We start from the raw sequence: 18043 nt of genomic DNA, 5'->3' as shown, positions 1-18043 counted from the left end.
AGAATGCGTCATTCTAATCCCGAATTGCGACAATCAGGTCCATGACATTGGTTCCTGTCGGCCCAGTCACCAGCAAAGCGCCTGCGTTTTCCAGGAAGGCTCCACTATCGGCGGCGGCGAGCGCTTCATCTGCGCCTTCGGCCCATGTGGCACCAGAAACGACCCCGCCCGCTGCGTTGGTTGGGCCATCTGTTCCGTCGGTTCCTCCGACCACGACCGTGATATCTTCAAGGCCGGAAATCTCGTGCGCCAGTGCCAGTGCCAGTGCCTGATTGCGCCCACCCTGTCCGGGGTTTGGGGGCAGCACAACAGTCGGCTCGCCGCCGAAAACCATGACGCCTGATCCCATCTGCCTTAGCTTCTCACCGATTGCGGTGGCGACGGCCTGATAATCGTCATGCAAGGCCTCTTCATTGGCCAGCACCGACAGACCCTCATCCTCGGCCGCTTCGGCAGCAGCCGCACGAGCATGGGCGTTCGAGGCAATGATTTGCGCTTCGGCCTCGTAGGAGACCTGTTCAGGCAGAGCGCCGATGCCCGAGCCGATAACGTTCAGGTCATCCCCCGGCACGTCCGAGATCGCTAGAACCGTGACCTGTCTGCCTTTGAGCCGGGACAGCAATCCTCCGCCTTTGACCTTTGAGATCTTGCGTCGTTCCGCATTCATCGCCCCGATATCAAGTCCCTCGGACAGTAGCTTTTTGTTCAACGCCTCCAGATCCTCAAGCGTTTTGCCACCTATCAAGTCTTCGGCCAGCGAGGACGCGCCGCCCGACACCAACAGCAGCAAATGCGCCTCGGGCGGCATTGCCTCGACCGCTAGGCGCAGTGCCCTGCCGCCTGCAAGGCTGCGGCTGTCCGGGACGGGATGTGAGGCCTCGATCACCTCGACGCCCTCCGGCAGGTCGCGCCCATGATCGTCCTTGGTGACCACCAGCGTTGGGATGTCTCCGAAATGATCCAATGCCGCTCGGGCCATCGCCGCCGCAGGTTTGCCCACGGCCAATATTCGATCCGGTTTTGCAACATCGGATAGTGCTTTTCGGGTTGCCGTGTATCCGTCTACCGCCGCGACTCCGGCTTGCCAGAATGCGATTGCCTGTTCAGCGCGGGTCATCAATTCTCCATCCAGATTGTCACTGGCCCATCATTGACCAGCTCAACGGCCATGTCGGCCCCAAATTGCCCTGTCTCAACCGCGATTCCGCACGCGGCGAGGTTCTTGGCAAAGGTTTCATAAAGGTGTTTTCCGATATCCGGCGCAGCGGCCTGCGAAAATCCGGGCCGGTTACCGCTGGCCGTATCCGCAGCAAGAGTGAACTGGCTGACAACGAGAGCCGAGCCGCCAATGTCCACAACAGACCGGTTCATTTTGCCGGCGTCATCCTTGAAGATTCGCTGCTTGGAGATTTTCGCAGCCAGTTTTGAGGCGTTCTCCTCGCTGTCGCCCTGCATCGCGCATACAAGAATCATCAGTCCCGGTCCCGATTGGCCGACAACAGCGCCATCCACCGAGACTGACGCTCTAGAGATCCGTTGTAAGACTGCGCGCATCGCTCTCCCCAAATCGCATGCGTTCAGCAGTCGGTTTAGCCGCCGGAGGCCCACTTGTCATCCAGTGTCTTGCGCGTAGTCGGGAAAACGTCTGCCTGTGTGATTTTGCTGGGCTCACCCCTGCGACGTCGCCATCACGTACCCCACGCCTGCCGCCACCAGCAGGCCTAGGACCACCGCAATGGTTATCTTGATCGCAGACCACGGTCGTTCCCCCTGCACCCGGCCAGTGCGCCCGTTGACCACAAACCGATAGGTTTGCCCGCGATACTTATAGGCAGCCATCCAGATGGGCAGCAGGATATGCTTGAACGTCACATCGCGTACATCCGTGTCCACCGCGTGAATACGCTGCCGGTCGCCACCGATGTCAAAGCGCACGTCACGCTCGATCACGCGCGCCATATGTGCCCGCGCCTCGGAATACCCATCGGGCAACTCGACCGAATAAGCCTCGGCCCGGAACCCCGCTAGGTATTGCGGCTGGTAGGGTTCAAGTGCGGGCAGATCCCAGGGCTCCAACGCGTCTGTATATTTCTTGGGCAGAGAGCGTGACGCCAACACCAGAACGTCATCAAAGAACCGAGCGACACGACCGGATTTCGGGCTCCAGCGCACTTTGGCCACCTGTTGTTGCACCCGCTTCCCGTCGCGCATGACGGTGCGCGTTTCGTAGTAGACGGTGCCGCGTTCGCCGCGATAACTGGATTTGGTGTCCGCGTCGAAGGTCCAGTAGGGCACATATATGCCCTGCATTTTTCGCCCCTTGCGAGCATAGTCCTTCAGCCCGTTCGGCGCGAACCAAAGCCGACCCAGCCAATCCCCCATCGCCTTATGGGCGGACCGTTCATCCAGCGCAAAAGGCAGGACGCCTTTGGGTTTGATATGCCTGTTGACGCCTGTATCCGTCACCACAGGAGTGGCACAGAACGGACATTCCGCTGCGTGGGTATTCGGGTCGAACTCGACCTGAGCGGCACAGTTCGGACAGGACAGAACCCGTGTTTCCTCAATCTCGCTGTCGGGCAGACGGTCGGCGATGGCGGCGTCAAAATCCAGCTCGCGCAGGCTTGCGCCGCCCCATGGGCCTGAGCCAATGGGTTCGGAGTGGCCGCAATGGTCACAGGTCAATGTGCCATCGCCGGGATTGAACCGGTAGTCCGCACCACATTGGTCGCAGGGAAAGCGGTGTTCTTCAGTCATCCGTCCGCCTGCTACCGCTTAGGCACCCGGCGGGGGCGGAGGCAGGATCGTGAATAGCTGCGCCAATTCCTGCACCTCACCCGCTTTTTTCCAGCCGTCCTGACCTGCAGTCCAAACATGTGTCTCACGTGTCAGTTCCCCGTCCGAAGCCATACGCCCCATCTTGGCCTTCGAGAACGGCCCGCTGGTCTGTCCGTCCACCGCGATATGCCATACATGCTCAACGGGCGGAGGAGGCGGCGGGGCCGCATGCGCGGATGTTTGCGGGGCAGCGGGGGCGGGCGATCCCCACGGGCCGCTCGGTTGGCCCGCTGTCATGTTCGCCATCTGATTGGCCATCGCCATGCCCATTCCCATGCCAAGACCGGCACCCATGCCGCCGCCCTGACCGGGGTTGTTGGCTGCTGCCGTCATCGCCTCGGCGGCGGAATACTGGGTGAACTTGCCCAGATCACCCGCCAGTCCCATAGAGGTGCGCTTGTCCAACGCGGCCTCTACCGCAGGCGGAAGCGAGATGTTTTCGATGTAGAACTCAGGCATCTCCAGCCCATAGCCTTCCAACACGGGCGAGACTTCGGCTGCGATCAGTTTGCCCAGATCGGCCGTATTCGCCGCCATGTCGAGAACCGGAATACCGGATCCGGCGATCACGCGGCTGAACTCTTGCACGATGATGTTGCGGACCTGAAAGCTGATCTCGTCCATTGTAAACTCACCATCGGTTCCGACGATCTCGACCAGAAATTTTGCCGGGTCTTTCACCCGTACCGTATAGGTGCCATAGGCCCGAATGCGGGTCGGTCCGAATTCCGGGTCGCGCAGCATGATCGGGTTCTTGGTGCCCCATTTCAGATCATTGAACCGCGTCGTGTTAACGAAATAGATCTCAGACTTGAACGGAGATTGAAAGCCGTGATCCCAATGCTGCAGGGTTGTCAGGATCGGCATGTTATTGGTCTCAAGCATATAAAGACCCGGCGTGAACACATCCGCCAGCTGTCCTTCATGCACAAACACCGCCGCCTGACCTTCGCGAACGGTCAGCTTTGCACCATACTTGATCTCGTGCCCTTCGCGTTCGAACCGCCAGACCATGGTGTCTCGGGTGTCATCGACCCAATGAATGACGTCGATAAACTCTCCGGTCAGAAAATCGAAAATTCCCATTTGGGTTCTCCTGTCCTTGGGGTCAAAGCGGCTGCCCCATCAATTCGCGTGCAATGATCCGCACCACGGGGCGGGCCTGATCGACCGTCACTCCGGGCGAAAGACGCGGATCATAGAGCATTGTTAGTAGTTTTTCATCATGACTTGTCAGCAAAGCAAACTCGTCATCATCGTTGAATATCGAAGGCCGCGCGGCGGGGCTGTCATTGGACAGGCCCAACCCTTGTGCAATCTCTTCGTGAATGCAGCTGCGCCGCACCAGATCGGGCAGTTCCGAGCGGATCAGTGTCACCGCGCGCACGTATTTGTTCGGATCGTTGCGGGTTGCCGAAGCAAACACAAAACAGTCGAAACTCGCGCGCGGGTTGGCGACTAAATCAAGAGAGGCTTGACTGATGTTGGGCACCAGTTCCTTGAGGCGCGTGACAACATAAGCGCTGTCATCCTTGCCGGCGAAAAACACGTGGAAATTGGCTTTGCGACTAACGGTCAAAATCGGATGGCCAGTCAGTTTGGCCAGCCTTGCGGCATAGGACTGCACCTGATCCGCGTCACTAGTGCGAGTTGCGGGCAGGACCGAGGGCCCGAACTCGGTCTGGATGCGAACGGGTCCCGACCAGCGGCTGAGTTGCCCATCCGTCTGCCGCGACCCGAGCGAGACAGTGTGATCAGGATATTCGCTGTAGAAGGCGATGGCCTCAAAGTTCCGGCTCAGGTCGTCGGCGTCATAAGGGGTGTCTGGTCCGCCCCCATCGGTGCGCAGCAGGCCGCGGGTCAGCAGGTCCCGTTCGATCCGTTGATAGAACCGCGCGAGGTCCTGACTGGCGGCAGAAGGTGGCACATAGGCGTTGGCCGCAGTCGGCGGGGCCGAAGGTCGCACCTGAGGAACGACCGAAGAGGTCAGCGCCTCATCGCACCCCGCAAGCGCTAGAAGCCCCAGAACACCAAGGCCCGTTTTGAGACAGGTCAAAGGCCGCACGCCCAGCCCACCTTATCCCGGAACAGCCGTTCCGGCATTGTCGCCGGTCCCGTCACGCCGTGCCTTGGCGGCGGCCAGCGTGTCGCGCAATTCGGCCTCCATCTTCTGAAGCTCTTGCTCGGCGGCTGCACGTTTGGCTTTGCCTTCGTCCGCGATCGCCAGGCTTTCATTGATCGTGCCGATCAGGTCCGCGTTGGCCTGTTTGACGGCTTCGATGTCGAACACGCCACGCTCCATCTCTTCGCGGATCATCTTGTTCGACTCGCGTAGGTTGGCCGCGTTCGAGGTCAGCAGTTCGTTGGTCAGATCATTGGCGTCGCGCACTGCAGCGGCGGCTTCGGCGCTGCGCTGGATAGTGACGGCCTGCGCCAGCTGGGTTTCCCACAGCGGAACCGTGTTGACCAAGGTCGAGTTGATCTTCGTCACCAGAGATTTGTCGTTCTCTTGCACCAACCGGATCGAGGGCAGTGACTGCATCGTCACCTGACGTGTCAGTTTCAGGTCATGCACCCGGCGTTCCAGATCGTCGCGCGCGGCGCGCATATCGCGCAGCTCCTGCGCTTTCATGACCTGCTGGTCTTCGGGCGCTGCCTGAACCTCGGCCTCTTTCTCGGGGATGTCGTGGCTATCCAGCTCGGTCAGCTTTTCCTCGCCCGCAGCGATATAGAGCGCCAATTCGTCGTAGAACCCCAGCGTTTTTTCATAGAGCAGGTCCAGCGATTTGATGTCTTTCAGCAGCGTATGTTCATGAGACAGCAAATCGTCTGTGATGCGGTCGATTTGGCCCTGAACCTCTTCGTACTGGGCCGTGAACTTGGCGAAGGGGGCCGCACGGCCCAGCAGTTTCTCCCACCAACTGCGTTCGCGGCGCACGTCCAGCTCACTGACCGAGAACCCCCGGATCGTGGTGACAATGTTGCGTAGGCTGTCGCCTGCAGGGCCAACATCCTTGTTGCGCACATCTGCCAGCATGGCTTGGCTGATCTCTTGCAATTCGGCCTGCGCGGACGAGCCGAAGGCGACGATCGAATTGGTGTTGCCCATGTCGATCTCATCCATCCGCTTGCGGATCTCGGCGCTAACGGGTTCGTCGGCCTCTTCAAGCGAGACGACCTCGGCCTGCGGTTCGGGCAGGGCCACCGCGGTGACCTCTTGTACCAGTGTTTCGGCCTCAACCGCTTTGTTCTTGATCTCGTCGGACATAGGGGAGTTCCTCGCTCAAATAAGAAGGGCCGGTCAGTCCAGCCGGACGCCTTCGCGCTGCAGTCTTTCACGCAGCACGTCGATTTCGACCGTTAAATCACTACGGTCATCCAATAGCATTTTGCGCGTACGCGCGGCGAAATTTTGTTCCAGATCATCCAATAGGGCGGAGTAGTCTGCCAAGGCCTGCCCATCGCGGGTGCGGGCGTAGACATCCGCGAACTTGACCGTCGCATCACGTGCGCCCTGCAGATAGACGGTCAGATACTTCCGTGCGCCCGCCAAATCACGTGGATCTTCTTCGACCGTACGGAACAGATCGCGGGCAGTGTCCTGAAATCGTTCAACACGTGCCTCGATCCGTCGATCTCCGGCCCGTTTGATCGCATCCGTCATCTCGGCCAGATGCTTTTCGGCATCATCGACAACGCGGGCGACCCGGTCTTGCTGGAACGTGTCTACGCCCTCCATCCCCTTGTTTTTCATGGGGTCCAGGCCGAAGGACACGGAATGCAGGGTCGCGGCGGCGGCGCCAAACAGGATCGGGGCTACAAGGCTTGCTTGTGATGCGGTCTCGGCGTCCAGAAACTCGGTACGGTAGGACGCGAGCGCAGCCCCCAACCCGGTCAGAACGCTGGCAAAGATCTTACGAGGGAAGGCTGGGCGACGCGCGGTTTTGCGGGCGTTGTAAGCGGCCTCGGCCCGTAACCCTTCGCGCAGCAAAAACGCAGCGGCGGTCAGCAGGCCAGCGGCGACAAGACCCATGGTCATGCCAATGGCGCCATCATTCAGCGACAAAAAGACCAGAGGGATGGCGGGAATGAACAGGATATTCGCCCGCGCGCCTGCAGGTTCAACCCGAGCATTGTCAAACTGGCCACGCGGCAGCGGGCTGTCTGGCGAGTCCTCACCCTGAGGGCTGTATTTACCACCGAACCGTTTGGCCATGGCTACAGACCCCCAAGCAGGCCAGTGCAGACGCCAAACAGCAGCACCAGAAGGGCCGCATAGGCCAGTTTTTGCACTCCGCTCCCGGACATTCAGCCCCCCAAATAGCAGCACTCACAGAAAATTTAGGGGATACGAGGGCTTGGCGCTAGGGGGAAGGTTGTCAAACCCGCATCACTTGCGGGGTTTCTTGCCGATCGGAGGGCGCTTTCGCTGCGGTCGGGTCGCGCGTTTCGCTGTTCCTTCGGGCTTTTCATCCCCATCCAGACCCAGCTGGTCGCGCATCACGCGGCGGCGGACCTCTTCAACCTCACCCGGTTTCAGGTCGCCCAGTTGGAACGGCCCGTAAGACACACGCAGCAGGCGGTTCACGGTAAAGCCGATATCCTCGATCGCGCGGCGGATCTCGCGGTTTTTGCCTTCGCGCAGGCCGATGGTCAGCCAGGCATTTGCACCCTGCTGACGATCCAGCGAGACGGTCATGGGCTGAAACCTTTCACCCTCGATCACCAGACCCTTGCGCAGGGGAACGAAGTCTTCGTCCTTGGGGCGTCCATTCACCCGCACGCGGTATTTACGTAGCCAACCGGTTGAGGGAAGCTCCAGCTTACGTTTGATGCCGCCATCATTGGTCAGCAGCAACAGCCCTTCTGAATTCAGGTCCAACCGGCCAACGGACATCACCCGAGGCATGCCTTCGGGCAGTTCGTCAAAGATCGTCGCGCGGCCTTTTTCGTCCTTGGTCGTGGTCACCAGACCGGTCGGCTTGTGATACAGCCACAGGCGTGAGGGTTCGGGTTCCGACACCGGTTTGCCGTCGACGGTGATCCTGTCTTTGCCGGTCACGTTCAGGGCAGGGCTTTTGATAGCCTTGCCGTTCACACTGACGCGGCCTGCTTCGATCATGCGCTCAGCCTCGCGCCGCGAGGCAACGCCAGCACGGGCCAGGACTTTGGCGATCCGGTCGCCGGGAGGAGGGGTGTTGCTCATGGCAGGGCCATACCCCATCCCGCCCGCTTGCGAAAGGCAGGTTTCTGAGGCAGTCAGAGGCATGGTGTTCAAATCACATATGGACAAGGCACTGGCCGAGGCCCGCGCGGCCGCTGAACGGGGGGAGGTTCCCGTCGGCGCGGTGATCGTCGCGCCTGATGGCCGGGTTGTAGCCTCTGCCGGGAATCGCACGCGAGAGCTGAACGACCCGACCGCTCATGCCGAGATACTGGCTCTACGTGCCGCCTGCGCCGAGGCAGGCTCGGAACGGCTGCCCGGTCATGACCTCTATGTGACGTTGGAGCCTTGCGCGATGTGCGCAGCGGCTTTGGCCGCAGCACGCATCCGCCGCATCTACTATGGGGCATCCGACCCGAAATCAGGCGGTGTCGCCCATGGCGCACGGGTTTTTGCGCACCCGCAGGCCCATCACAAGCCGGAGGTCTACGATGGCATCGCCGCCGAGGAGGCGGCCGACCTGCTCAGGTGCTTTTTCGCGAGCCAACGTGACTAGGGTTTAACCACCATCTCACGCGGGATATCGGCCAGCGGTTGGCCGCCCTCCGGCGTCACCACAAAGCTTTCGGTTATCGCCAGCCCCCAGTCTGGAGTCCACAGCCCCGGCATCAGGTGAAACGTCATGTTTTCCTGCAGTACCGTGGTGTCGCCGGGGCGTAGACTCATCGTGCGTTCTCCCCAGTCGGGCGGGTAGCTGAGGCCGATGGGATAGCCGGTGCGGTTGGCTTTTTCATATCCGGCGCGGGCGAAACTGTCATAGACGCAGTTGGCGATTTCCTCGCATGTTGTGCCGGGGCGGGCGGCTGCCAGAGTGGCCTCAATCGCCGTCAGAACCGCCGCTTCGGCCCGGCGGATGTCATCCGGTGGATCGCCCAGAAACAGGCTGCGACTGGCGGGGCAGTGATAGCGCCGGTAGCAGCCGGAGATCTCAAAATAGGTGGCCTCTCCGCGCGCCAAAGGCCTGTCATTCCAGGTGATATGTGAGGCCGAGGCCTCGCGCCCTGAAGGAGCAATTGGCACAATCGCCGGGTAGTCGCCCGCCAAACCGGGCAGGCCTGCGATGCCTGCGGCCTGCACTTGGGCGACCAGTTGGTTCTTGGGCAGGTCTTCGCGAAATGCCTCGCGCAGCACCCCATGCATATGCGCCGTCAATTGGCCCGCCTTGCGCATCATGTCGATCTCAGCGTCGCTTTTGACCGCACGCTGCCAGTTCACCAGACTCGTCGCGTCGATCATTTCACCGAAGGCGCGCTCAAGAATGCGGTGGCTGGCGGCGGAGTAGTAGTAATTGTCCAACTCGACACCCAGCCCTCGGGTCCAGTCCCGGTCGCGCAGCGCGAGAACCAAAGCGTCGACCGGATGGTGGTCGGGATGCTGAACGTGTTCTTCCGGCCAATCCAGCAAATCCGCCGCGTCCAGCCAGGTGGTCTGCGCGGCGCCGGCCTTGTCCTGCGTGCGCCCCCACCACAGAGGCGCCCCGTGTGCAGGCAAGATCACCATCTGCGGGACGTAGAAGCTCCAGCCGTCATACCCGGTAAGCCAGGCCATGTTGGATGGGTCGGTGACCAGCAGAGTCTCAATCCCGCGCGCGTTCATCGCCGCGCGGGTCTTGCTCAGACGGTCCGCGTATTCCTGCGCGCTGAAATCTGACGCAGGCATCAGAGAGAGATCGCTTTCATGACTTCAGGTTCGATCACGTCCACACCTGGCAGACCGTCGATCAGTGTCTGCGCGGATTGCTCAAGTATGGGGAAGGTTTTGTAGTGGCAGGGAATCACCGTTTTGAAATTGAAATACCGTTTGGCGGCATAGGCGGTGGCTTTCATATCCATGGTGAAATGTCCGCCCGCCGACAAAATGCCGATGTCGGGTTTGTAGTAGTCCCCCATCCAATCCATATCCGCCATGACATCGGTGTCGCCCGAGACATAGAGCATGCGCCCCTCGGCTGCGATCATGAATCCGACCTCACTGCCACCGGTGCGCAGCCCGTCCGGCGTCGAAAAGGTCGAGCTGTGCGAGGCAGGTACCATCGTGACTTTGATGCCGTTCAGATTGACAGTTCCGCCTTTGTTGAAGCCGATGGTCTCGATCCCTTCGGCCTCGGCCCAATAACCCATGAGGTCGTACTGACCGACCACCGGCACCTTCAGGTGTTTGGCCAAAGGCAGGATGTCGACGACATGGTCGAAATGCGTGTGGGTCAGAAGGATATGCGTGGCACCTTCGACGGCTGCATCATGCTGATCCTCGGGCAGTGACGGGTTGCCGGTCAGCCAAGGGTCGACCAGCAGCACCTGACCTTCGGTTTCAATGCGAAAGCTTCCGTGGCCCAACCAAATGATGTTCATGAGAAATCCTCCTGCGATGCCTATTGGCATCACACTAGCATCCGTTATGTAAAAGTTCATGGATTGGTTTCAGGAAATTGATGGGTATTGCGAACGCCTTACCCCCGCCTATTGGGCCGAGCCGATCAACGCGGTGACCAACGCTGCGTTTCTGATCGCGGCTTTCATCATGTGGCGCAGGGTGCGCGGGCAGGGGATGCCTCTGGCGATGCTGCTGGTTGTGATTCTCGCCGCGATCGGGATCGGCAGCTATCTGTTTCACACCCACGCGCAGGTCTGGGCAGCGTTGGCCGATGTCGCGCCGATCCTTCTGTATATTCTGATCTATATCTTTGCGATCAATCGGGACGTCTGGCGGATGCGTCCTCTGCCCGCCGCGATGATGACCGCGCTTTTCATTCCCTATGCCGCCGCGACCCTGCCGCTGTTTCAACTGGTTCCGGGGTTAGGGGGCTCCGCCGCATACGCTCCGGTGCCGCTGCTGATTCTGATCTATGCGTTTCTGCTGCGCAATCGCACGCTGGAAACGGCCCGAGGGTTAGCGATTGGTGCGTTTATCCTGATCGCCTCGATCACCTTCCGCGCGTTGGATGAACCACTATGTATGCAGCTCCCGCTGGGCACGCATTTCATGTGGCACATCCTGAACGCAACCATGCTGGGCTGGATGATCGAGGTCTATCGCAGGCACATGATCCGCGCATCTCAGTCCTGAAACGCAGCAGCCAGGTTGTCGGGCAGATCGAACTCCTTCAAAACCCGCGCGCGGCCTTCGGCTGACATCTTCCGGGCTGTCTTTTCGACAATGCTCTGAATCTTCTCGGCCGAGTGTTTTGCGGCGAAAGGCGCGAAATACCATTTCAGGAACACAAAGCAGATGACATCCTCAAGCGCCTGAACCTCATCATCGCGCTTGATGCCTAGCTTGCGTAGCATGCGACCGGTCGCGTCGATGTCATCCGCGTCGTATCCGGCCTGCTGCATCAGGCCCATGACAACCTCAGCGTGATGGACACCCTGCGCCTTGCGCCAGGCCAGATATCCGGCACGACCTTCGGGATATTCACTGCGCGCCAGCTTCCAGCGTTCAACATGCTGCCCACGGGCGGCAATCTGCAACATGTCCGAGGCGTCAGGGAACAGCCTGTCCATCTCGGCGCTCATGCGCTGGCCATAGATCAGCTCGACCGGTTGGCCGTCTTCGATGTTGGGGTCTTGCCTGTTGGCCGCATCAATCGCGTCCAGAACGGCTTGCTTGCGCGCGCTCATCTTCTGCTCCGTTGGTTCTTGCCGAACCAACCTTACGGTTCGGCGCATCACTCGGCCTACCGTAGCGGGTCGCGCCGAAAAGAGCAGTAGTCAATTGTAGCCAACCGGGCCGGGCATTAATCGCCCGACCCGGGGCAGGGGGTCTATCACTTGTTCGTCTTGACCTGATCCTGGCTGACAACCTCGGGGGCAGGTGTGGGGAAGGTCAGATCAGGTGTCAGGGTATTCATTGTCGGGCCAAAAGCCTGTGCCTGCGACGCTAAAACAGTGGTGGCCAATACAAATGCAATCAGGAAGGGTTTCATGTCTTTACTCCGGGTTTTGGCTGTGCCGTGGAATAGAAATGAACAGTTCAGTTCAGTTTTTCAAGGGTAAAAATGAACTAAACGGTTTACTTTTTTGCATGGGAGGTATGCAAAATGGAAAAGAGGCCATGTCAGATGATGCCAGGGCAGACCTTATCGCGCTCTTGCGACCCGGACCCCGGACGGGTAAATGCCCCCTAACGCATATGAGGTTTTCCGATGTCGATTGACCAAAGCACCGCCGCCAAGGTGGCCAAACTGGCCCGGATCAAGGTCGAGGATGACGCGCTGCCCGCGCTGGCGTCCGAGTTCAACACCATCCTTGGGTTCATCGAGCAACTGAACGAAGTGGATGTCGAAGGCGTCGAGCCGATGGTCTCGGTCGAGCCGATGCGCCTGAAACGTCGTGAGGATGTCGTCACCGACGGAAACCAGCAGGACAAGGTTCTGGCCAACGCCCCCGACGCCCGCGAAGGCTTTTTCGCAGTCCCCAAAGTGGTGGAGTAAGACATGAGCGATCTGAACAAACTGGGCCTGGCCGAGGCCCGCGATGCGCTGCGCAAGGGTGACGTGACCTCGGTTGAACTGACCGAATCCTGCCTGAAGGCCATTGATGCCGCCGACGCGCTGAACGCTTTTGTCCACAAAACGCCCGAGATCGCGCTGGAGCGCGCCAAGGCTGCGGATGAGCGGATCAAGGGCGGCGACGCGCCGTCGATGTGTGGTCTGCCGATCGGCATCAAGGATCTGTTCTGCACCAAGGGCGTGCCCTCGCAGGCGGCATCCAAAATTCTGGAAGGCTTCAAGCCCGAATACGAATCCACCGTGTCTCAGCAACTGGCCGATGCCGGAGCGGTCATGCTGGGCAAGCTGAACATGGACGAATTCGCCATGGGCTCGTCCAACGAAACCTCCGTCTACGGCAATGCGGTCAGCCCGTGGCGGCGCGGCAATGACGACGCGCAGCTGACACCGGGCGGTTCGTCGGGTGGTTCGGCGTCTGCTGTGGCCGCTGACTTGTGTCTGGCCGCGACCGGCACCGATACCGGCGGTTCGATCCGTCAGCCTGCAGCTTTTGTTGGTATCACCGGTATCAAGCCGACTTATGGCCGTTGCTCGCGCTGGGGCATCGTCGCGTTTGCCTCCTCGCTGGATCAGGCCGGTCCGATGACCAAAAACGTACGCGACGCGGCGATCATGCTGGAAACCATGTGTGGCCATGACGCCAAGGATTCCACCAGCGCCGAACTGGCCGTCCCGAATTTTGAGGCGATGCTGACCGGCGACATCAAAGGCAAAAAGATCGGTATCCCGAAAGAATACCGCATGGACGGTATGCCTGCCGAGATCGAAAAGCTCTGGTCCGATGGCGCCGCGATGCTGAAAGACGCTGGCGCCGAGATCGTCGATATCTCGCTGCCGCATACCAAATACGCGCTGCCTGCCTACTATGTGATTGCGCCTGCCGAGGCGTCCTCGAACCTCGCCCGCTATGATGGCGTACGTTATGGCCGCCGCGCGCAGCTGTCACAGGGTGACGGCATCACCGAAATGTACGAGAAAACCCGCGCCGAAGGCTTTGGCCACGAGGTGCAGCGCCGTGTGATGGTCGGCACCTACGTGCTGTCGGCGGGCTTCTACGACGCCTACTACAACCGCGCCCGCAAGGTTCGCACCCTCATCAAGAAAGACTTCGAGGATGTCTTCGCTGCCGGTGTCGACGCGATTCTGACCCCGGCCACCCCGTCCGCATCCTTTGGTCTGGGCGAGATGACCGAGGCCGATCCCGTTCAAATGTACTTGAACGACGTCTTCACCGTGACTGTGAACCTCGCCGGTCTGCCGGGGATTTCAGTGCCTGCAGGTCTCGATAAACAAGGGCTGCCACTGGGTCTGCAACTGATCGGTCGGCCCTGGGAAGAAGGCGATCTGCTCAATACCGCCTATGCGTTGGAAAACGCCGCTGGTTTTGTGGCAAAACCGTCGAAATGGTGGTAAGCCTCGGGCCTGAAAGACATCAGACACGGAGGCGCAGCATGCGCTCTTTGCCACTCATTGCGGCGATCTCGCTGATCGCCGCCTGTGATACGGTCACACCGATTGGCGGAACCGATTTCAACACGCCCGAGTATCAGGCCCAGCGTGAGGCGCAACTGTCCGGGCAGGGGAGTGTCGTAAACCCGCTGCTTGCCCCGGTGGATGTTTCGGAACAGGCTCTGGGCGCCCCGGGTTCGGCGTCGAACGCAGCCGTTGCGACCGGTGCCAATGCCGATATTGCCAATCAGACGGCGGCGGCTTTGGCCAGCACATCGGCGCAGCCAACGGTCGATCCCGTGCCCAACAATGCCGGTATCTCCGACGAACAGGATTTCGGAGCCGTGTCCGAGCGCCGCAGCATCGAATCTGACGCCGCCCGTATTGAACAGAACCGCCAGACCTACGAAGTGGTTGCCCCTACGGCCGTGCCTGAACGTGGCAGCGACGGGCAGCCCAACATCGTGCAATACGCACTCAGCACATCCAACCCGGTGGGCACCCAGCTTTACAGTCGCGCGGGGTTCAACCTGCAGGCCAAAGCACAGCGTAATTGCGCACAATTCCCCTCTCCAGATCAGGCCCAGATCGCTTTCCTGTCGAACGGAGGGCCGCAGCGCGACCGCAAAGGACTGGACCCGGATGGCGACGGCTATGCCTGCAGCTGGGATCCGAGCCCGTTCCGCAGTGCCATCAACAACTAAGCCTGCGCCGATCTGGCACCCTTCGCCGAATTTCGGCCCCCGCCGCGACGGCCTGACACCGGCGCTGATTGTCCTGCACTACACCGCGATGGATAGCGCGCAGGCTGCGCTGGAGCGCCTCTGTGACCCACAAGCCGAGGTATCGGCGCATTACCTGATTGGTTCTGACGGTATGCTCTGGCAGATGGTGCGCGAAGAGGACCGTGCATGGCACGCCGGTGCGGGCGAGTGGCACGGTCAGACCGACATCAACTCGCGCTCCATCGGGATCGAACTGGATAACACCGGAGCACACCCTTTCTCGAATTTGCAATTGGCAACACTGGAAACCCTCCTGCCTCAGATCATGTCGCGCTGGGCGATTCCGCCCAATGGCGTGATCGGCCATTCTGACATGGCCCCTGGCCGAAAAAGCGATCCCGGAGCAAAGTTCGACTGGCAGCGACTCGAACGACAAGGGCTGGCCGCCGCAGGTGCAACCCAAACTACCCCGGCAGGCATCTCGTGCGACAACTTTCGCGAACTGGCTCGCGCCGCAGGTTTCACCGCCGATGTCCCGAACGAGACGCTTCTGGCTGCTATACGTTTGCGATACCGCCCTTGGGGCACCGGTCCGCTCTCCCTAGCCGATATCAAGGCGCTCAGCTTGGCCCCAAGCGCGACCTGATCCGCTCTTCATCTGGCCAAAAATATCCCTGAGATGAATTAGCCAAAGGCCAAGAAGGGACTGGCCCCTCCCTCCGTCCCATCCACCCTTGACGCGACCGGGAACACAGCATACCCACCCCTCTGCGCGGAGGGCCGGATGGCCGCTGGGGTCGCAAGACCCGAGAGGAAAGTCCGGACTCCACAAGACAACGGTGCCGGGTAACGCCCGGGCGGGGTAACCCGACGGAAAGCGCCACAGAAATCAGACCGCCTGCGACTTCGGTCAGAGGTAAGGGTGAAACGGTGGGGTAAGAGCCCACCGCGCCGCTGGCAACAGCGGCGGCACGGCAAGCCCCACCGGGAGCAATGCCAAATAGGGTCCCCGCGCGGGATGGTCGGCGTCTGCCGATACCACCGCTAAGCGCGTCTTGGCCGAGAGGGACCGGGTTGGCAGCTTGAGCCGCGCAGCAATGCGCGGCCTAGAGGAATGGTCATCGAAGGGGGCAACCCCGGAACAAGATCCGGCTTACAGGCCCTCCGCGCGTATCCTATTGTCAGTTTCCGGGTGGCGTATAGGCTCCGACCAGTTTCGCAGCCTTTTTCTGAACCGCCACGAAGTCTTTGGCTTTCCAAGCCCTTACGGTTTCTATATTGGATACAGCGCCCGAGGCGGCGACCGCCATGCCCACCGCAACTGCGTCCGTCTCGTCTGGTGCTTCGCTGATGACAACCACGTCGTTATCCCCCGTCGTAATGTAGAAGGCCAAAAGCTTGGCACCGACCTTCTTCAATAGCGCTTTTACGGCGTCCGTCCGATCGGATGGTTTGCCGACCATCCCCTTAGCGCCTTTTTGGGAATAGGATGCATAGGTGATAAAAATAGGCATGGATTCCTCCTGACTGAAGTTGAGGGACCTTTGATTGGGCCGGTCCTTTGGCCTGAAATCCGATCCGAGGCGTGCGCTAAGGCACGGCCACCAGCCAGACGCCAAGAATGATCAGCGCCGCACCGGTTGCAGGCACCAGCCACATGGCGCGCGGCATCAGTTTCTCCAACGCGACGTAAATGGCGACGCCGACGATCCAATAGAGGTTCATCACTCCGCCCACGAACAGCAGCAGCATCAGGGCCCAGCAGCAGCCCAGACAATAGGCTCCGTGCAGCGCGCCGGTGCGGAATGCGCCATTGGCGTAGGGTCTGTTATGGTCGGCCAGAAAACGCGCCGGGCTGCGGCAATGGCGTAGACAGGCGGTTTTGAGGCTAGACAGTTGGTACAGCCCCGCTGCGATCATAACGCACCCGGCCGCCGTCCGGGAGCGGATGGTCATCATCGGGCCATCGGACAGTCCAACAACTTCCAACAGCCGTTGTGCGCCGGTTGCCAGCACGCTGAACAAGGCCCAGGCCACCAGATAACCGGCCAGAAAAAACAGGCTTAGCCGCGCCGTATTGGCCTTATCCGGCCCTACCCGTTTCAACGCCATGAACAGCAGAACAGTAGGGGCGGCGCTGGGTGTCATCATCGCGATCATCATCACCCACCACATTAGGAAGATCAGCACGGCATAAGCCGCCGTCCAATGCACATCGGTCGCCATCTGCATTGGGTTGCCAATTGGGCGGGCCATCCGCGTCATGTCTACAGCGGTCATGTTCATGCCAACCCCGGCAATCGTGTACCACGATGCCGCCAAAATGATCAGCGCGACACAGACCAGAACAACGCCACGGTCATGCCGAAGCACCCGATCGACCAAATGGCTCGGTGGTGGGGATTCAGTCATTGGACATCCTGCCTAAGCGCCCAGAACCCCGTGTCCTGAGATGTTGAGATGCGCCAGATGCGCGTGCGTTGCATCAAAGGCCAGGCTGATCGCCGCGCCCGTGGTCTGGGCCGAGCCCGAGGCCGCCTCGGCGGTGCGATATTCGAACCCGTTGGGCAGATGGAACGCCGCACGATGCGGATCGCCTGTTACGATATTGGGGATCGGTCTGACTTTCACATCGAACACACCGGTCACTTTCGCATAGCCGGTCCGGTCTTCGCGGCTCCAGTCCAGTTCGATCGGAACGTACAGAGTTTCGTGTTTCTTGGGCGCCATTGCGCTGAAGACGTACCACATAGTCGCCATTTCATCGGTGTCTTCGCCAGTCATGATGGCCTGCAACGCGGCGCGCTGATCGGCAGATGCGCTTTCGTCGATGATCAACTGCATCTGACCATTGCCTTCATGTATCGGGCCAGGCCAGTGATACACCCCTGCTGCCCGCACACCGGCAAGGTCTGTGTCGCCGTAGTGGCCGGATTCAATATCGAAGACCACGACAGCTTCGCAATTGCCATGGGTGGGTAGAACACTGAACTGGCAAGGGCAGCCGAAGTTGCAGTTACAATTGGCCAGCTCTTCGGCCTGCAGTTTCCATTCTGTCATGTTTAACCCCCAAACACGCTTAAACGTAATCTGCCGTATTAGGGTCGAGCCTGATATGTATGCCTCGAAGGCCGGGCTTGGCGCCGGCTTCTGGGTCGTTCGAATTGCGCGACCATATCACGAAAGCGTGATTGCACCAAATCCGGTGCGAGCGTGCAACTCAGCTTTTGTGCGCCTCACTTGCGGAATCCGGTTGACTCGGGCGCGCGACGGGGTAAAAGCGCACGCTCATAGGAA

General features: G+C 60.3%; 21 protein-coding genes and 1 other RNA gene. 7 read left to right on the top strand and 15 right to left on the bottom strand.

The features are described 5' to 3' along the window. Positions 1–13: 13 nt before the first annotated feature. The 8 genes from ACR0KL_RS16980 to ACR0KL_RS16945 all read right to left on the bottom strand — a co-directional run bounded on the left by ACR0KL_RS16980 (position 14) and on the right by ACR0KL_RS16945 (position 8044). A complete protein-coding gene (locus ACR0KL_RS16980; RefSeq protein WP_480777300.1) occupies positions 14–1117 on the bottom strand; it encodes a DUF4147 domain-containing protein in 1104 nt (367 codons plus the stop codon). Further along, positions 1117–1554 carry a D-aminoacyl-tRNA deacylase gene (gene dtd, locus ACR0KL_RS16975; protein ID WP_170468163.1) on the bottom strand — a complete coding sequence of 146 codons (438 nt, stop codon included), beginning with the start codon at positions 1552–1554 and terminating at the stop codon, positions 1117–1119. The genes ACR0KL_RS16980 and dtd overlap by 1 nt, the downstream gene beginning before the upstream one ends. 114 nt (positions 1555–1668) lie before the next feature. Then, positions 1669–2757: a TFIIB-type zinc finger domain-containing protein gene (locus ACR0KL_RS16970; RefSeq protein WP_170662124.1), complete on the bottom strand. Its 1089-nt coding sequence runs from the start codon at positions 2755–2757 to the stop codon at positions 1669–1671. Between the two features lie 18 nt (positions 2758–2775). Further along, on the bottom strand, positions 2776–3924 hold the full coding sequence (locus tag ACR0KL_RS16965; RefSeq protein ID WP_170492130.1) for an SPFH domain-containing protein: 1149 nt from the start codon (positions 3922–3924) through the stop codon (positions 2776–2778). A 22-nt stretch (positions 3925–3946) separates the two neighbouring features. Continuing rightward, positions 3947–4903, bottom strand: a complete 957-nt coding sequence (locus tag ACR0KL_RS16960; RefSeq protein WP_480777299.1) for a DUF2927 domain-containing protein — start codon at positions 4901–4903, stop codon at positions 3947–3949. A 12-nt stretch (positions 4904–4915) separates the two neighbouring features. Further along, positions 4916–6106, bottom strand: a complete 1191-nt coding sequence (locus ACR0KL_RS16955; RefSeq protein ID WP_170374831.1) for a toxic anion resistance protein — start codon at positions 6104–6106, stop codon at positions 4916–4918. Positions 6107–6139: 33 nt separating this feature from the next. After that, entirely contained in the window at positions 6140–7054 is a 915-nt protein-coding gene (locus tag ACR0KL_RS16950; protein WP_480777298.1) for a 5-bromo-4-chloroindolyl phosphate hydrolysis family protein, read from the bottom strand. A gap of 174 nt (positions 7055–7228) precedes the next feature. Continuing rightward, positions 7229–8044, bottom strand: a complete 816-nt coding sequence (locus ACR0KL_RS16945; protein ID WP_480777297.1) for a pseudouridine synthase — start codon at positions 8042–8044, stop codon at positions 7229–7231. A 61-nt stretch (positions 8045–8105) separates the two neighbouring features. On the opposite strand from ACR0KL_RS16945, the gene ACR0KL_RS16940 reads away from it, so the two are divergent. Further along, the gene (locus tag ACR0KL_RS16940; protein WP_480777296.1) at positions 8106–8558 is read left to right on the top strand and encodes a nucleoside deaminase; all 453 of its coding nucleotides are present in this window, start codon (positions 8106–8108) and stop codon (positions 8556–8558) included. Here ACR0KL_RS16940 and ACR0KL_RS16935 read toward each other — a convergent pair. Both ACR0KL_RS16935 and ACR0KL_RS16930 read right to left on the bottom strand, forming a co-directional pair. After that, on the bottom strand, positions 8555–9721 hold the full coding sequence (locus ACR0KL_RS16935; protein WP_480777295.1) for a M24 family metallopeptidase: 1167 nt from the start codon (positions 9719–9721) through the stop codon (positions 8555–8557). The genes ACR0KL_RS16940 and ACR0KL_RS16935 overlap by 4 nt on opposite strands. Beyond that, positions 9721–10413, bottom strand: a complete 693-nt coding sequence (locus tag ACR0KL_RS16930) for a metal-dependent hydrolase (protein WP_170678296.1) — start codon at positions 10411–10413, stop codon at positions 9721–9723. The genes ACR0KL_RS16935 and ACR0KL_RS16930 overlap by 1 nt, the downstream gene beginning before the upstream one ends. Before the next feature lie 58 nt (positions 10414–10471). Between ACR0KL_RS16930 and ACR0KL_RS16925 the strand changes: the two genes are divergently transcribed. Beyond that, positions 10472–11128 (top strand): ceramidase domain-containing protein, encoded by a 657-nt coding sequence (locus tag ACR0KL_RS16925; protein WP_170678297.1) that lies wholly within the window; start codon positions 10472–10474, stop codon positions 11126–11128. On the opposite strand, the gene ACR0KL_RS16920 is transcribed toward ACR0KL_RS16925, so the two are convergent. Together ACR0KL_RS16920 and ACR0KL_RS16915 are read right to left on the bottom strand one after the other, a co-directional pair. Then, on the bottom strand, positions 11119–11682 hold the full coding sequence (locus ACR0KL_RS16920; RefSeq protein WP_170678298.1) for a DUF4202 domain-containing protein: 564 nt from the start codon (positions 11680–11682) through the stop codon (positions 11119–11121). The two genes, ACR0KL_RS16925 and ACR0KL_RS16920, sit on opposite strands and share 10 nt — an antisense overlap. Before the next feature lie 146 nt (positions 11683–11828). After that, on the bottom strand, positions 11829–11987 hold the full coding sequence (locus ACR0KL_RS16915) for a hypothetical protein (protein WP_170374839.1): 159 nt from the start codon (positions 11985–11987) through the stop codon (positions 11829–11831). A gap of 219 nt (positions 11988–12206) precedes the next feature. Between ACR0KL_RS16915 and gatC the strand changes: the two genes are divergently transcribed. From gatC to rnpB, 5 genes are all read left to right on the top strand, one after another. Beyond that, positions 12207–12494 (top strand): Asp-tRNA(Asn)/Glu-tRNA(Gln) amidotransferase subunit GatC, encoded by a 288-nt coding sequence (gene gatC, locus ACR0KL_RS16910; protein ID WP_170325838.1) that lies wholly within the window; start codon positions 12207–12209, stop codon positions 12492–12494. A gap of 3 nt (positions 12495–12497) precedes the next feature. Beyond that, positions 12498–13985: an Asp-tRNA(Asn)/Glu-tRNA(Gln) amidotransferase subunit GatA gene (gatA, locus tag ACR0KL_RS16905; RefSeq protein WP_170678299.1), complete on the top strand. Its 1488-nt coding sequence runs from the start codon at positions 12498–12500 to the stop codon at positions 13983–13985. A 38-nt stretch (positions 13986–14023) separates the two neighbouring features. After that, positions 14024–14725, top strand: coding sequence for a hypothetical protein (locus tag ACR0KL_RS16900; RefSeq protein WP_170643083.1), 702 nt, complete (start codon positions 14024–14026; stop codon positions 14723–14725). Next, positions 14676–15392, top strand: coding sequence for an N-acetylmuramoyl-L-alanine amidase (locus ACR0KL_RS16895; RefSeq protein ID WP_170678300.1), 717 nt, complete (start codon positions 14676–14678; stop codon positions 15390–15392). Before ACR0KL_RS16900 ends, ACR0KL_RS16895 begins: the two co-directional genes overlap by 50 nt. Before the next feature lie 126 nt (positions 15393–15518). Further along, positions 15519–15918, top strand: an RNA gene (gene rnpB / locus ACR0KL_RS16890) — RNase P RNA component class A. A gap of 9 nt (positions 15919–15927) precedes the next feature. On the opposite strand, the gene ACR0KL_RS16885 is transcribed toward rnpB, so the two are convergent. From ACR0KL_RS16885 to ACR0KL_RS16875, 3 genes are all read right to left on the bottom strand, one after another. Then, positions 15928–16260 carry a GYD domain-containing protein gene (locus ACR0KL_RS16885; protein WP_170374847.1) on the bottom strand — a complete coding sequence of 111 codons (333 nt, stop codon included), beginning with the start codon at positions 16258–16260 and terminating at the stop codon, positions 15928–15930. A gap of 76 nt (positions 16261–16336) precedes the next feature. After that, a complete protein-coding gene (locus ACR0KL_RS16880; protein WP_480777294.1) occupies positions 16337–17158 on the bottom strand; it encodes a DUF2182 domain-containing protein in 822 nt (273 codons plus the stop codon). Positions 17159–17170: 12 nt separating this feature from the next. Beyond that, complete coding sequence (locus ACR0KL_RS16875; protein ID WP_170678302.1) at positions 17171–17806, bottom strand: DUF1326 domain-containing protein; 636 nt, start codon at positions 17804–17806, stop codon at positions 17171–17173. Positions 17807–18043: the final 237 nt, after the last annotated feature.

The sequence above is a fragment of the Ruegeria sp. C8 genome, assembly GCF_056537565.1.
Note: the sequence above shows the minus strand (reverse complement) of the source record. Positions and strands in the feature narration are given on the sequence as shown.

Coding starts and splice junctions, on each gene's coding strand:
- ACR0KL_RS16980 (WP_480777300.1), bottom strand. CDS start 1,117: ATGACCCGCGCTGAACAGGCAATCGCATTCTGGCAAGCCGGAGTCGCG.
- dtd (WP_170468163.1), bottom strand. CDS start 1,554: ATGCGCGCAGTCTTACAACGGATCTCTAGAGCGTCAGTCTCGGTGGAT.
- ACR0KL_RS16970 (WP_170662124.1), bottom strand. CDS start 2,757: ATGACTGAAGAACACCGCTTTCCCTGCGACCAATGTGGTGCGGACTAC.
- ACR0KL_RS16965 (WP_170492130.1), bottom strand. CDS start 3,924: ATGGGAATTTTCGATTTTCTGACCGGAGAGTTTATCGACGTCATTCAT.
- ACR0KL_RS16955 (WP_170374831.1), bottom strand. CDS start 6,106: ATGTCCGACGAGATCAAGAACAAAGCGGTTGAGGCCGAAACACTGGTA.
- ACR0KL_RS16950 (WP_480777298.1), bottom strand. CDS start 7,054: ATGGCCAAACGGTTCGGTGGTAAATACAGCCCTCAGGGTGAGGACTCG.
- ACR0KL_RS16945 (WP_480777297.1), bottom strand. CDS start 8,044: ATGAGCAACACCCCTCCTCCCGGCGACCGGATCGCCAAAGTCCTGGCC.
- ACR0KL_RS16940 (WP_480777296.1), top strand. CDS start 8,106: ATGGTGTTCAAATCACATATGGACAAGGCACTGGCCGAGGCCCGCGCG.
- ACR0KL_RS16935 (WP_480777295.1), bottom strand. CDS start 9,721: ATGCCTGCGTCAGATTTCAGCGCGCAGGAATACGCGGACCGTCTGAGC.
- ACR0KL_RS16930 (WP_170678296.1), bottom strand. CDS start 10,413: ATGAACATCATTTGGTTGGGCCACGGAAGCTTTCGCATTGAAACCGAA.
- ACR0KL_RS16925 (WP_170678297.1), top strand. CDS start 10,472: ATGGATTGGTTTCAGGAAATTGATGGGTATTGCGAACGCCTTACCCCC.
- ACR0KL_RS16920 (WP_170678298.1), bottom strand. CDS start 11,682: ATGAGCGCGCGCAAGCAAGCCGTTCTGGACGCGATTGATGCGGCCAAC.
- ACR0KL_RS16915 (WP_170374839.1), bottom strand. CDS start 11,987: ATGAAACCCTTCCTGATTGCATTTGTATTGGCCACCACTGTTTTAGCG.
- gatC (WP_170325838.1), top strand. CDS start 12,207: ATGTCGATTGACCAAAGCACCGCCGCCAAGGTGGCCAAACTGGCCCGG.
- gatA (WP_170678299.1), top strand. CDS start 12,498: ATGAGCGATCTGAACAAACTGGGCCTGGCCGAGGCCCGCGATGCGCTG.
- ACR0KL_RS16900 (WP_170643083.1), top strand. CDS start 14,024: ATGCGCTCTTTGCCACTCATTGCGGCGATCTCGCTGATCGCCGCCTGT.
- ACR0KL_RS16895 (WP_170678300.1), top strand. CDS start 14,676: ATGCCTGCAGCTGGGATCCGAGCCCGTTCCGCAGTGCCATCAACAACT.
- ACR0KL_RS16885 (WP_170374847.1), bottom strand. CDS start 16,260: ATGCCTATTTTTATCACCTATGCATCCTATTCCCAAAAAGGCGCTAAG.
- ACR0KL_RS16880 (WP_480777294.1), bottom strand. CDS start 17,158: ATGACTGAATCCCCACCACCGAGCCATTTGGTCGATCGGGTGCTTCGG.
- ACR0KL_RS16875 (WP_170678302.1), bottom strand. CDS start 17,806: ATGACAGAATGGAAACTGCAGGCCGAAGAGCTGGCCAATTGTAACTGC.